The sequence below is a fragment of the Nesterenkonia sp. PF2B19 genome (genome assembly GCF_001758425.2).
GTDB lineage: Bacteria > Actinomycetota > Actinomycetes > Actinomycetales > Micrococcaceae > Nesterenkonia > Nesterenkonia aethiopica.
The window spans coordinates 37,345-51,001 of sequence record NZ_MDSS02000008.1 but is presented as its reverse complement, the minus strand read 5'-3'; the positions used below and the strand labels follow the sequence as shown (position 1 = coordinate 51,001).

The following is a 13,657-nucleotide window of genomic DNA, read 5'->3' as shown; positions in this document are numbered from 1 at the left end:
TGAGGATGTCGCGGTGCCGGTGACCGCTTCAGCGCGCGGCCAGCTCGGCGACCTCCTCCGCGTCGAGTCCTCCGTGAAAGACCTTCAGCTCGTCGATCGCACCGTGGAACGGTGTGTCCCACCAGTTCACGCCGAGGGCGAAGACGCCGTCAGAGGTGGTGAACACCTCGGGGAAGCCGTCACCCGAGTGCACGAGGTCGCCGTCGAGGTGGACCTGTGCCTCGCCCTCGGACACCGAGACGGCGATGTGGGTCCACTCGTGCACAGGCAGCTGGGTGCCTGTATCACCGAGGTAAGGGGCCTGGGAACCCGACCACAGCGCAGTGTTCGATCCGGCGTCCGGACCGGCGTCGGGGACCAGGCTGACCCAGGCGGTGTCCGAGCGGGCGCCGAAGAAGGTCGTCGTGTAGGTGCTCACCGAGTCAGGGCGCACCCAGAAGCTGACCGCGTAGTCCGTGTCAGCGATCAGCCCGTCCGGCAGGCGGACCCCGGAGGTGCCGTCCAAGGCGAGCGCTTCTCCCGCGACGCCGTCGGTGAACTCGGCCGAACCGTCCTCGTGGAGGTCGTCGATCCGCTCACCGGTGAGCACGCCGTCGGCCAGGCTCGGAGAGGCGCTGGCGGGGCTGAGGTCGCCGTCGAAGGCGTAGTGAGCTACGAGCCCCGGTTCGGGACGGGCCGGCACCATGATCTCGAAGCTCGCCGACTCCTGCCGTTCGCCGAGGCTGACCTCGGCGGTCACGGTGACGTGTGCGTCCTCCTCTCCTGGGCCGGGGCGGGTGACCTGCCCGTCGGCGCCGATGACCGCCTCGTCGCTGCTGGACCAGGAGATCGTCGTCCCGCGGGTGCCGTGCTCCGGGAGATCCAGGTCCGACAGCGCCTCGTCGACGCCGTGCAGCGGCAGATCCGCGACGACGGCGGCCAGGGCGTCGTCGTCGCTCATCGGCTGCAGCTGGCTGCCCCACAGGGAGACGCCTTCCGAGGAGACGACGCTGAAGGTCAGCGCCCAGTCCTCGGCCGTGGCGTCCCATTGGTGGCTGAAGACGCCGGTGAAGATCTGGCCGTCGACGGTCAGTTCGGCGCCATGCTGTCCGGTCAGCTTCCAGCGGCCCGAGATCTCCCCGGAGATCCGGCCGTCCTGTTCCAGGGTGATGTCCACCGCCTCGGTGATCTCGTCGCTGATCGCTCGGCCGTGGTCGATGAGTCGGTAGTCGCCGACTACGTCGGGTCGGTGCACCTTCTGCGCCTCAGCCCCGGCGTAGCGATGGGGTGCCACCACGGGCCACCCGTCGGCAGTGAGGTGCATCTCATGGACGCGCACCTGGTGACGCTCGCCCTGGCCCGGGAATCGGGAGTGGAAGATCAAGTGCATCCGCCCGGTCTCCGGATCCAGATGGTGCGTGGTGTGGCCGGGGGAGACGTAGCCGACCCCGTCACCCTCGCCGGGGTCTCCCAGCTCCCGCTGGAAGAGGAAGTTGCCCATCAGTTTGGTGCCGTAGGGCTCGATGCTCTCGTCGTCGAAGATCGGCAGGTCAGGGTCGGCGGCCACCTCCCGCATATCGTGGCCCGCGGCGTCGTAGAACGGGCCGGCGGGGCTCTCGGCGCGTGCCACCCGCACGTTGTATCCGCCGAAGGAGTCGAGGCCGCCGAAGGTGGTGAACAGGTAGTAGTGGCCCGAGTCCGGGTCGTACATCATGTCGGGAGCCTCGATGCGGCTGTGATGGCCGCCCATCAGGTGCGTGCCGTACCCCTGATCCGGCTCCGGCAGGCCGGTGCTCTCGTCGAGCTCCAGGACGAAGATGCCGCCGGAATAGGAGCCGTAGACCATCCAGAGCTCGCCGTCCTCGTCGTAGAAGACGGCAGGGTCCACCACGTTCGGGTGGACGGTCGGGTCGTACGGGGTGCCGTCTTCGCTGGGCCCCTCGTCCTCGCGGTGCCCGGAGCGCAGGATGATGCCCTGATCCACATAGGGGCCCTCCACCTGCTCGGCGATCGCCACCCCCATGGCGGATCGTGGCGAATCTCCTCGGCACGCGTTGTAGTACATCGCGAACCGCCCGTCCGGCAGCTCGATCACATCCGGAGCCCAGAGCGTGTCCGTCTCGGCCCAGGCGAGGGCGTCAGCGAGCTCCTCGGTCACGTCGTCGAACAGCGGGTTCTCGGGGGTGACGTGGTTCGCCTGCTGCTCCCAGTCGACGAAGTCGGTGGTGCTCGCCGCGGCCAAGTGTGAGCCGAACACCCAGTGCTCGCCGCCAGCCGTGACCAGCGCGGGATCATGCACCTCCACCTCGGTGAACGTCGGCGGTTCGGGCAGGTCTGGGCCCGGCGGGCCCGGCGGGCCCGGCGGAGCGTGGGGTGCGGAGGACGCGGTGGGCGTCAGAGTCAGGGTCAGGGCCGCGGCGAGCATGGTCGCCGCGGTGGCCCGGGGGATGCTCCGGATGGTCACGGGGTTCTCCTCAGGGGTCGAGCGGTTGGGCAGGGTGCGACGACGGCGCAGCCGGTGACGCCGCCATCGCGTCGACGCCGCATCGCCGAGGCGGTGATGCAACGTTGTAATGTGATCGAGGTTACAACGTTGGACATCTGTGTCAAGGGTGAGGGGTGCACCCGCCGTCCGCTCCGGAGCCCGGGCGGGAGCGAGCTGCACCCCTCGCATGTGAACCCTGCGGTGATGCCGACCGAGGGAGGGTGTCAGCGGGCGGCGAGCACCTCAGATTCGAGTCGGGCATAGCTGGTCTCCATGCCGTCCACCATGCCGGTGCCCAGCACCGTGTCCCGCAGCTCCCGGTCCGGATAGGTGATGACCAGGCTCAGCAGTGTGCCGCCGTCGACCGGGGTCAGGGTGAGCTCGTTGGTCGTGCCGGGGCCGTCCATGCCGATCATCTGCTCGGAGGTCACCTCCCGATGGGGAGGCTGGGCCTCCAGCAGCTCCCCGGTGAAGCCGAAGCGCTGCTGACCGTCCTCCGACTCCCATTCGTAGCGATAGGTGTCTCCGGGCTCCTCGGCGACCTCGCAGACCGGCATGGTCCACCCGTCGGGGCCCAGCAGCCAGCGCTGCAACAGGTCCGGGCGACGGTGAGCCTCGGAGACGTCCTCCAGGGACCCGGAGATCACCCGGCTGACGCGCACCTGGGTGTCGTTGAGCAGCTGGGAGCGGGCGGGCCGAGGTGGCGTGCGGTCGCCCGCATCGTCGAGGACCTCCTCGATCTGGCTCATCGCGGAGACGGTGCCTTCCTCCATGCCCATCCTCAGCAGCTCGTCCAGATCCTCGGCGGAGGTGAACACCGCACGGACGACCAGGCGGGATCCGTGGGCCGTCTCCTCGAAGGTGAATCTCATGCGGGTGGTGGGCATGTCCTGGGCCGGCTGGCCGTCAGGGCCGGCGAATCCGTCCAGGACTTCGAAGGCGTGCGGGGGCTCTACGTCGAGGAACTCCCACCATCCGCCGGCGCTCTCGCCGTCGGGACCGGTCATCACGTAGTGGGAGCGCCCGCCGGGGAACATGTCATGGCGGGTGAAGGTGGCGGGCCATTCGCGCGGCCCCCAGAACCGCTCGAGCTGCCGGGGGTCTGCGTAGGCATCCCAGAGGCGGCGGACCGGCACGGGGAAATCGGCGGTGATGGTCATCGTCAGGGCGTCGAGGTCCTTCTCGACTGCGGTGATGGGCATGGTGCTGCCTTTCAGGCGGGCTCAGTCGTCGGCGAGCAGCTGGTCGAGCCGGTCGATCCGGTCTCGCCAGAGCTGTTCGTACTGCCGCAGCAGGGACTGGGCGTGGCGGATGGTGTCGGGGCGGGCGCGGACCCGGCGCTCCCGGCCGTGGGCCGTCTTGTCCACGAGACCGGCAGAGACCAGGGTGCTGACGTGCTTCTGGACGGCGGCGAAGGACATGTCATAGGTCTCCGCCAGCGATGAGATGGATTCCTCCTCGATGAGTGTGCGGCGGATGATGTCGCGCCGCGTGGCATCCGCCAGGGCGCGGAAGATCCGATCGACGACCTCCGACGAGGGTGGTTCGGCGTCGAGGGCGACCGTGTCGTGAAATACAACCATCAGGTTGCACGTTAGGCGGTAGGGGTGGGTCCGTCAAGAGGTGTTCGCCTCGGGATCCGATGAGAAGGGGGATGAGAGGGAGTGGCCGTCCGGCGCTCGCTTTCTGGCTCGGCCGCCGTCGCCGTAGACTGTCGGGGTGACTCCCGAAGAACTCTCCGCAGCAGTGACCCGTGTGCTCTCCGAGGCCGTCGAGGCCGGCGAGCTGGCCATCGAGATCCCTGAGACGATCATCATCGAGCGACCCAAGAACAGGGAGCACGGCGACTGGGCCTCCACGGTGGCGCTGCAGCTGGCCAAGAAGGCCGGCATGGCGCCGAGGCAGCTCGCCGAGCTTCTGGCCGCCCGCCTGAGGGAGACCGACGGCGTGGCGGCGGTGGACATCGCCGGTCCCGGGTTCATCAACATCACCCTCGACGCCGCCGCGGCCGGAGAGCTGGCCCGCACCATCGTGGAGACCGGAGGCGGTTTCGGCCACAACGAGGCGCTGGCCGGGCACGTGATCAACATGGAGTTCGTCTCCGCCAACCCCACGGGCCCGCTGCACCTCGGCCACACCCGGTGGGCCGCCCTGGGCGATGCCCTGGCCCGCCTGCTGCGGGCTTCCGGCGCCGACGTCACCAGCGAGTACTACATCAACGACGCCGGCAATCAGATGAACGTCTTCGCCTCCTCCGTCCTCGCCCGAGTCCACGGCGAGGACGTGCCCGAGGGCGGCTATCCCGGGGAGTACACCCGGGAGCTCGCCGAGGAGGCGCTGGCCGCGCGCGCCGACCTCCGCGACCTGCCGCGGGAGGATGCGCTGCCCGTCGTCCGGGAGCTCGCCTATCAGGCGCAGCTCGGGCAGATCAAGGACACGCTTGCCGAGTTCGGCGTGCATTTCGACGTCTACTACTCCGAGCAGTCGCTGCACGACGAGGGTCGGATCGCGGCCGCGGTGGACACCCTCAGGGCCCAGGGGCACATCGAGGACCGTGACGGCGCGGTCTGGCTGCGCACCACCGACTTCGGGGACGACAAGGACCGGGTCCTCTTCAAGGCCGACGGCGAGCCCACCTACTTCGCCGCCGACGCGGCCTACTACCTCTCCAAGCGGGAGCGCGGCTTCGAGGAGAAGATCTACCTCCTCGGCGCAGACCACCACGGGTATGTGGCCCGGCTGAAGGCCATCGCCGCCTGTGCGGGAGACGACCCCGAGCGCAACATCGAGATCCTGATCGGTCAGCTGATGAGCGTCAAGGGCGCGAAGCTGTCCAAGCGCGCGGGCAACATCATCGAGCTCGCCGACCTCATCTCCTGGCTCGGCGCTGACGCCCTGCGCTATACGCTGGCCCGGTACCCGGCCGACTCGCCGATCGACATCGACCCGGAGCTGCTGCGCTCGAAGTCCAATGACAATCCCGTCTTCTACGTCCAGTACGCGCACGCCAGGGCGTGTGCGGCGGCCCGCAACGCGGTCGAGGCCGGAGTGGGACGCGACGGCTTCGACGCGTCCCTGCTGACCCATGCCACCGAGGAGGAGCTGCTCGCGCACTTGGGCCGGTTCCCCTCCGTGGTGGCTCGGGCCGCCGAGATGCGGGAGCCGCACCGTGTGGCCCGCCATCTGGAGACGGTGGCCGCGGCGTACCACTCCTGGTACGCGACATGCCGCATGGTGCCCCGCGCTGGCGAGGAGATCACAGACACCAACCGCACGAGGTTGTGGCTCAACGACGCCACCGTGCAGGTGCTGCGCAACGGGCTCGCCCTACTCGGGGTCTCCGCGCCGGAGAGGATGTGAGACCCATGACCGAGACAGTCGCCGGGCCCCACCCGCTGGCCCCGGAGTGGCTCCGGCCGCTCACCGACAGCGCTGCGCTGGAGGACAAGCTGTTCCCGGCTGACGCTCATCGGGACGACCAGGGGCGTCTCGTCCTCGGTGGAGTCGACGTCGAGACGCTGGCGGCACAGCACGGGACGCCGCTGTATGTGATCAGCGAAGACGATTTCCGGAGCCGCGCCCGGGCCTTCGTCGAGGCCTTCTCCGAGGCGTTCGCCCCGGAGACCGACGTGGACGTGTTCTATGCGGGCAAGGCCTTTCTGAGCACGCACGCGGCACGCTGGGCTGCCGAGGAGGGCCTGTGCGTGGACACTGCCTCCGGTGGTGAGCTCGCCGTGGCGCTGGCCGCCGAGGTCGAGCCCGCCCGCATCGGCCTGCACGGCAACAACAAGTCCGATGCCGAGATCGTCCGCGCACTGAAGGCCGGCATCGGCCGGATCATCGCTGATTCGCTCGACGAACTGGCGAGGATCGATCAGCTGGCGAGGTCCGCCGGCGTCACCGCCCCGGTGATGCTGCGGCTCACCCCCGGGGTGCACGCCTCGACCCATGAGTACATCGCCACCGCGCATGAGGACCAGAAGTTCGGACTCTCGCTGACCCCGTCCTCCGACGCCGACACCGACCAGGAGAACCCCTACGCCGGCTCGCCGGCCTGGTCCGCAGTCGAGCACGCCCTGGCGGCCGAGCACATCGAGCTGCGCGGACTGCACTGCCACATCGGCTCGCAGATCTTCGAGCCGGAGGGCTTCGAGGTGGCAGCCGCCAAGCTCATCGGCCTGCTCGGTCGGGTGCGGGCCCGGCACGGGGTCGAGCTGCCGGAGCTCGATCTCGGCGGAGGCCATGGCATCGCCTACACCGAGGCCGACTCCCCGCGGCACCCCCGGCAGATCGCCCAGGCCCTGGCCGGTGCGGTACGCACCGCCTGCGACGCGAGGGGATCGAGGTGCCACGGATCTCCATCGAGCCGGGCCGGGCGATCGTCGGTCCTGCCGGGGTGACCCTGTACCGGGTGGGCGTGCAGAAGGACGTCCAAGTGGACGGGCCTTCCGGCCAGACGCTGTCCCGTCGGTATGTGGCCGTGGACGGCGGGATGAGCGACAACGCCCGTGGGGTGCTCTACGACGCCGACTATTCCGCCGTGCTGGCGGGTCGGAAGGTGACCGGGAACCATGTGCTGTCTCGCATAGTGGGCAAACACTGCGAATCCGGAGACATCGTCGTGCGGGACGTATACTTGCCGACGACGACGGCGCGGGACGACCTCCTCGCGGTCCCCGCGACCGGTGCCTACTGTCATTCGCTCTCGAGCAACTACAACCTCCTGGCCCGTCCCGCTGTGGTCGCGGTGAAGGACGGGGCCTCCCGGGTGCTCATCCGCCGCGAGACCGAGGAGCAGATGCTCCGCCGCGACACCGGCTTCGCCGCGCAGGACTGAGTCCGATCGGCCCAGCAGGCAGGTCGACTCGGCGCTCGAGGCGACGGCAGCCCCAGACGACCTGACCACGACCGCACACAGAACGGGGTGACCATGGCCAGCGCTGCAGAACCGCTGACGATCGGCCTGCTCGGAGCAGGGAACGTCGGTGCCCAGGTGGCACGGACTCTGGTGGAGGAGCGAGAGCTCATCAGCGCTCGCGTGGGAACCCCCGTCCGGCTGATCGGGGTCGCCGTGCGCGACGTCGAGGCGCCCCGTGACTGGCGGATCCCCGGGGAGCTGCTCACCACCGACGCTGAGTCGCTGGTGGACCAGGCTGACCTGGTCATCGAACTGCTGGGCGGGCTGGAACCGGCCGGCAGCCTGATCGAGCGGGCGCTGCGCCGCGGAGCCGCCGTCGTCACGGGGAACAAGGCCCTGCTGGCCACCCGCGGCGGGGAGCTCTCCGCCGTGGCGGCCGAGACCGGCGCTCCGCTGCACTTCGAAGCCTCGGTGGGCGGGGCCATCCCGATCCTGCGTCCCATCCAGGAGTCCCTCTCGGGCGACCGCATCACCAAGGTGATGGGCATCGTCAACGGGACCACCAACTACATCCTGGACCAGATGGACACCACCGGTGCGGCGTTCGACGATGCGCTCACCGAGGCTCAGCGACTGGGCTACGCCGAAGCCGATCCGACCGCTGACGTCGAAGGCCATGACGCCGCCGCCAAGGCCGCGATCCTGGGCACGCTGGCCTTCCACGCCCCGTTCACCATCGATGACGTCCACTGTGAGGGCATCACGGCCGTCTCTGCGGCGGACATCGAGGCCGCCGCCGCCTCCGGCTACGTCATCAAGCTGCTCGCGATCGCCGAGATCTTCGACGGGGAGGGCGCCGTGCTGCGGGTCCACCCGACTCTGCTGCCACGCACCCATCCGCTGGCCAGTGTGCGGGGGGCGTTCAACGCGGTCTTCGTCGTGGCCGAGAACGCCGGGGAGCTCATGTTCTACGGCCAGGGCGCCGGCGGTGTGCCCACCTCGTCTGCCGTGCTCGGGGACCTCGTCTCCGCCGCGCGGCTTCTGCGTCACGGCACCACGGCCCTGGAGCCCTCCGAGCCGACCGAGACCGTGTCGGCGCTGCCCATCGAGAAGGCCCGGACCCAGTACTACATCGACATGGAGGTGGCAGACGAGGAGGGCGTGATCGCGGAGATCGCGCGGGTCTTCGCCGACCACCACGTCTCCATCGAGGCCATGCGCCAGCCGGGCATCGTCTCCGTCGACGGGGAGGTCGACACCGAGCAGGACAACGGCGCTGTGCTGCAGGTGGTCACGCACCCCGCCCAGGAGAAGTCCCTGGCTCAGACCGTGGCCACGCTGAAGGCCCTCGACGTCGTGCGTGCCGTCACCTCGGTGCTGCGCGTCGAGATCGAGCAGTAGCACCTGGGCCGCCCCACCGCGGGCCGCCTGCCCACCCGATAGAACCGCAGGAACAGGAGAGCAACGCTGTGGCGCATCAGTGGCGCGGAGTGATCCGCGAATACGCCGACCGGCTTCCGGTCGACGACGACACCCGCATCATCACCCTGGGGGAGGGCGGCACTCCGCTGGTGCATGCGCCCGCGCTCTCCGAACTGATCGACGGCGACGTGCACCTCAAGGTCGAAGGCATGAACCCCACCGGGTCCTTCAAGGACCGGGGCATGACGATGGCGATCACCGCGGCCGTCGCCCAGGGCGCACAGGCGGTGGTCTGCGCGTCGACCGGCAACACCTCGGCCTCGGCCGCGGCCTACGCCACGCAGGCCGGTCTGACCTGTGCCGTGCTCGTCCCCGCCGGCAAGATCGCCATGGGGAAGCTGAGCCAGGCCGTGGCCCACGGCGCCGAGCTGATCCAGATCGACGGCAACTTCGACGGCTGCCTGGACATCGCCCGCAAGCTTGCCGAGGCCTATCCGGTCTTCCTGGTGAACTCCGTGAACCCCGCGCGCATCGAAGGGCAGAAGACCGGGGCCTTCGAAGTCGTCGATGCTCTCGGTGACGCTCCTGACCTGCACCTTCTGCCCGTGGGCAATGCCGGCAACATCACGGCGTACTGGAAGGGGTATCAGGAGTACGCCGCCACCTGGACCAATCCGCATCAGGGCCAGGCCGCCCAGCCGCTGAGCCCTCGGGCCACGCGCACGCCCGCCATGTGGGGGTTCCAGGCGGCCGGCGCTGCGCCGATCGTGGCGGGCCACCCCATCACCGAGCCGGACACTGTGGCCACCGCGATCCGCATCGGCAACCCGGCCTCCTGGGAGAAGGCCGAAGCCGCCCGCGAGGAGTCGGGCGGCGTGATCGAGTCGGTCACGGACGAGGAGATCCTCGCCGCCCATCGGTGGCTCTCCTCCAAGGAGGGCGTCTTCGTGGAGCCGGCCTCGGCGGCCGGTGTCGCCGGGCTGATCCGCAAGCATGCCGCCGGTGAGGTGCCCTCGGGTCTCTCGGTGGTCATCACGGTGACCGGGCATGGGCTGAAGGATCCTGACTGGGCGTTGAAGAACGCCGACGGCAGCGACGTGGAGCCGACGAGGCTGCCGCAGGACGTGGAGACCGTGGCTCGCCAGCTGGGCCTGTGAGCGGCGTCGGCGGAATGCAGGATCCGCGGGAACCGACCGGCGACGACCGCGGCAGGCCTGACGCGCGACTGACAGAGCAGGAGAACATGGGCATCACATTGGGCCAGGGCTTCGGCGCCGAGGAGGCGCTCACCGGCGAGTCACGGTCAGCACAGCACCCGGGGTCGCCGGCGGCCCCGTTGACGGCGCCGCTGACGGCGCCGCGCAGCTTCCGCCTGCGTGTGCCCGCGACCTCCGCCAACCTGGGGCCCGGCTATGACTGCATGGGGCTCGCGCTCGATCTGCACGACATCATCGACGTCGTCGCGACTCCGCGCCGGGACGGGGACCGCCCGCAGGTCACCGTCAGTGTGGAGGGTGAGGGCGCGGCGACGCTGCCCCGCGACGCCACCCACCTGGTCGTTTCGCTCATCGAGAGGATCATGGCCCGACACGGCGTCGGGATGCCCGACCTCGAGGTGCGTGCGCACAACCACATTCCGCACAGTCGCGGCCTGGGCTCCTCGGCGGCGGCGGTGGCCTCCGCCGTCATCATCGCCGACGAGCTGCTCCCGGACGGGCTCACTGACGAGGAGAAGCTGCAGATCGGCTCCCGCGTCGAGGGGCACCCGGACAACTATGTGCCCGCCCTGCGCGGAGGAGTGGCCCTGTCCTGGCAGGAGGGGGACCGGTTCCACACCGTACCTCTGATCCCGCACGAGGAGCTGCGCACCGTCCTGGCCGTGCCCGACGTCGAACAGTCGACCGCCGAGGCCCGGGGTGTGCTGCCGGAGGTCGTGCTGCATGCCGATGCCGCGGCGAACTCCGCCCGCACCGGACTGCTGGTCCATGCGCTCACCTCCGCTCCAGAGCTGCTGCTCGCGGCCACCTGCGACCGTCTGCACCAGGAGCAGCGGCGTGCCGCCTTCGCACCGTCCATGGCCCTGGTGGACTCGCTCCGGGAGGCCGGTCACGCCGCCGTGATCTCCGGAGCCGGGCCCTCGGTGCTGGTGCTGGCGGCCGGGGACTCTGCGGCGCGCGCGGCCCGGTCGCACATCGCGGACCATGCCGCCAGGACGGACGACATGTGGACCCCGGCGATCCTGCCGATCAGCCGCGCAGGTGCTACAGTGGAGGAGTACCCGCGGTGATCACCGCGGTGTGCCCCACGGCAGCAGGCCATGCGACGATCGGTCGCATGCGGCTCTCCCGTGCACGGCGCCCCGCATCGTCACCAGGCCATCATCACCGGTCCTGGAGACGATCACCGCACTTCTTCCGCGCGAGTCGCCTTCTTCTCTGTGCGCATCATGTCCAGACTCCGGGTTTCGGCTCGGAGTGGGACGCGTCTCGCGATGTCATCATGACGTTCCGAAGATCCCAGAGAGGGTCTCTCTCGACTGTGGACGTGCGGAAGAGGACGAACAGACCGACGGCCATCTGACGAGCCGTTGAAGACACGATGCAGGACGACGACGTCGGAACGCGCCCCGAGCAGAGCTGATCTGCCCCGGTTCGCTCCGCGCCGCTCCTGCCTGACGAGGGGGAAGGAATCCTTCGTGACAGACACCACCGCTGAGACCACTCAGGCTCAGGGAGCCGAGACCGCCGTGACCGGCGGCTCGACACAGACCACCGCCGCAGCGGCCGAGGGATCGGCGCCCGCGGAGAAGAAGACGACCCGTCGTCGGGCCACGGTCCCTAAGGCGGCCCCCAAGACGGCGGACCAGGCTCCGGACCAGGCTCCGGCCTCCGGCGACGACGGCAAGGGAGGCGGGCTGGCCGGTCTGAAGCTCGCCCAGCTGCAGGCGCTGGCCCAGCAGCTCGGCATCACGGGCAGCTCGCGGATGCGCAAATCCGCGCTGGTCGAGGCGATCTCGGCTCATCAGCGCGGCGGCGCCGTCGCCGACCGGGAGGATCGTGCCAAGAAGGACGCCGGCAAGGACACAGACAAGAGCTCCGGCAAGGGCTCCGAGAAGCCTGCCGAGAAGGGCGCTGGCCAGGACACGGCCCAGGGCTCGGAGAAGGGCTCGGAGAAGTCTGAGAAGCAGGGTGGCCGCGGCGGACGCAACGGCCGTGCCGACTCGGATGCCCGCGGCAGCTCGAAGTCCCAGGACAAGGGCCAGGACAAGGGCCAGGACAAGGCTCAGGCGAAGGGCCAGGGTACCGACGCGCAGGACCAGCAGAAGCAGGACCAGCAGAAGGGCCGCGGGCGACGCGGCGACGACCAGTCCCAGAAGGGCGGTCAGGACGGCCAACGTGACCGCCAGAAGGGCGGCCGGGACGGCCAGAAGGACGGTCAGCGCGACCAGAAGGACGGTCAGCGCGGCGGTCAGAAGTCCCAGGACGAAGGGCGCGGCGGCCGCGATGGTGGTCGCGACGGCGGTCGTGACGGCCGCGATGGTCGAGACGGTCGCGATGGCGACGGCGGTCGGCGCAACCGTCGCAACCGCAACCGCAACGAGCGCGGGAACCGTCGCCGCGGACGGGGCAACCCGGAGGTCGATGACACCGAGGTCACCGAGGATGACGTCCTGGTGCCGGTCGCCGGCATCCTGGACGTCCTGGACAACTACGCGTTCATCCGGACCTCCGGCTACCTGCCGGGCCAGAACGACGTCTATGTCTCGCTGGCGCAGGTCAAGCGGTACAACCTGCGCAAGGGTGACGCCGTGCACGGCAGCATCCGGGCGCCGCGGGAGGGCGAGAACCAGAACAAGCGTCAGAAGTTCAACGCGCTGGTGAAGCTGGAGGCGGTCAACGGCCGTCCCGCGGAGGCGAACACCGACCGCGTCGACTTCACCAAGCTGGTGCCCCTGTACCCGCAGGAGCGGCTGCGCCTGGAGGGCGACCCGAAGCTGGTCGGTCCCCGGGTGATCGACCTGATCGCCCCCATCGGCAAGGGCCAGCGCGGCCTCATCGTCTCCCCGCCCAAGGCCGGCAAGACGATGATCCTGCAGTCCCTGGCCAAGGCGATCAAGACGAACAACCCTGAGGTCCACCTCATGATGGTGCTCGTCGACGAGCGCCCCGAGGAGGTCACCGATATGCAGCGCACGGTCGACGGCGAGGTCATCGCCTCGACCTTCGACCGTCCGGCCGACGATCACACCACCGTCGCGGAGCTCGCCATCGAGCGTGCCAAGCGGCTCGTGGAGCTGGGCAAGGACGTCGTCGTGCTGCTGGATTCGATGACCCGTCTGGGCCGCGCCTACAACACCGCGGCCCCGGCGTCCGGCCGGATCCTCTCCGGCGGTGTGGACGCCAACGCCCTCTACCCGCCGAAGCGCTTCTTCGGTGCGGCGCGCAACATCGAGAACGGCGGATCCCTCACGATCCTCGCGACCGCCTTGGTCGAGACCGGATCCAAGATGGACGAGGTCATCTTCGAGGAGTTCAAGGGCACCGGCAACATGGAGCTGCGCCTGTCGCGGTACCTGGCCGACCGCCGCATCTTCCCGGCCGTGGACGTCAACGCGTCCTCGACCCGCCGCGAGGAGAACCTGCTCTCTCCCGACGAGATCAAGATCATGTGGAAGCTGCGCCGTGTCCTCTCGGGCCTGGAGCAGCAGCAGGGCCTGGAGCTGCTGATCAACAAGCTCAAGGAGACCGGTTCGAACGCCGAGTTCCTCATGCTGGCCAACAAGACCACGCTGGGGGACAAGAACAAGAAGGACTAGCGTCCCGACGTCGAACGACGGCGCCGGGAGAGGGCGCGCAGCCCTCTCCCGGCGCCGTCGTCGCATCATGTCCCACGTTCCTGTCGACCCGCAGCAG

Annotated in this window: 8 protein-coding genes and 1 pseudogene; 6 read left to right on the top strand and 3 right to left on the bottom strand. The window is 69.6% G+C overall.

Annotated features, from left to right (window positions below; all coding sequences use genetic code 11):
• Positions 1-28: 28 nt before the first annotated feature.
• From BCY76_RS04015 to BCY76_RS04005, 3 genes are all read right to left on the bottom strand, one after another.
• Positions 29-2,443 carry a LamG-like jellyroll fold domain-containing protein gene (locus BCY76_RS04015; protein ID WP_237089955.1) on the bottom strand — a complete coding sequence of 805 codons (2,415 nt, stop codon included), beginning with the start codon at positions 2,441-2,443 and terminating at the stop codon, positions 29-31.
• Positions 2,444-2,688: 245 nt separating this feature from the next.
• Complete coding sequence (locus tag BCY76_RS04010) at positions 2,689-3,666, bottom strand: SRPBCC family protein (RefSeq protein ID WP_070162132.1); 978 nt, start codon at positions 3,664-3,666, stop codon at positions 2,689-2,691.
• A gap of 21 nt (positions 3,667-3,687) precedes the next feature.
• Positions 3,688-4,047, bottom strand: coding sequence for an ArsR/SmtB family transcription factor (locus BCY76_RS04005; RefSeq protein ID WP_070162130.1), 360 nt, complete (start codon positions 4,045-4,047; stop codon positions 3,688-3,690).
• Between the two features lie 136 nt (positions 4,048-4,183).
• Between BCY76_RS04005 and argS the strand changes: the two genes are divergently transcribed.
• The 6 genes and pseudogenes from argS to rho all read left to right on the top strand — a co-directional run bounded on the left by argS (position 4,184) and on the right by rho (position 13,560).
• Entirely contained in the window at positions 4,184-5,824 is a 1,641-nt protein-coding gene (argS, locus tag BCY76_RS04000) for an arginine--tRNA ligase (protein WP_070162128.1), read from the top strand.
• Between the two features lie 5 nt (positions 5,825-5,829).
• Positions 5,830-7,301 (top strand): annotated as a pseudogene (gene lysA, locus BCY76_RS03995) (diaminopimelate decarboxylase).
• Positions 7,302-7,394: 93 nt separating this feature from the next.
• On the top strand, positions 7,395-8,723 hold the full coding sequence (locus BCY76_RS03990) for a homoserine dehydrogenase (RefSeq protein ID WP_085437193.1): 1,329 nt from the start codon (positions 7,395-7,397) through the stop codon (positions 8,721-8,723).
• 68 nt (positions 8,724-8,791) lie between these two features.
• Complete coding sequence (gene thrC, locus BCY76_RS03985) at positions 8,792-9,901, top strand: threonine synthase (protein ID WP_070162125.1); 1,110 nt, start codon at positions 8,792-8,794, stop codon at positions 9,899-9,901.
• An 86-nt stretch (positions 9,902-9,987) separates the two neighbouring features.
• Positions 9,988-11,031 (top strand): homoserine kinase, encoded by a 1,044-nt coding sequence (thrB, locus tag BCY76_RS03980; protein WP_070162160.1) that lies wholly within the window; start codon positions 9,988-9,990, stop codon positions 11,029-11,031.
• A gap of 627 nt (positions 11,032-11,658) precedes the next feature.
• Positions 11,659-13,560 carry a transcription termination factor Rho gene (gene rho / locus BCY76_RS03975; protein ID WP_237089957.1) on the top strand — a complete coding sequence of 634 codons (1,902 nt, stop codon included), beginning with the start codon at positions 11,659-11,661 and terminating at the stop codon, positions 13,558-13,560.
• The last annotated feature ends 97 nt before the right edge of the window (positions 13,561-13,657 follow it).

Bases quoted from the DNA above. Each gene is read 5' to 3' on its own strand.
- BCY76_RS04005 (WP_070162130.1), bottom strand. From the start codon at position 4,047: ATGGTTGTATTTCACGACACGGTCGCCCTCGACGCCGAACCACCCTCG.
- BCY76_RS04010 (WP_070162132.1), bottom strand. From the start codon at position 3,666: ATGCCCATCACCGCAGTCGAGAAGGACCTCGACGCCCTGACGATGACC.
- thrB (WP_070162160.1), top strand. From the start codon at position 9,988: ATGGGCATCACATTGGGCCAGGGCTTCGGCGCCGAGGAGGCGCTCACC.
- BCY76_RS03990 (WP_085437193.1), top strand. From the start codon at position 7,395: ATGGCCAGCGCTGCAGAACCGCTGACGATCGGCCTGCTCGGAGCAGGG.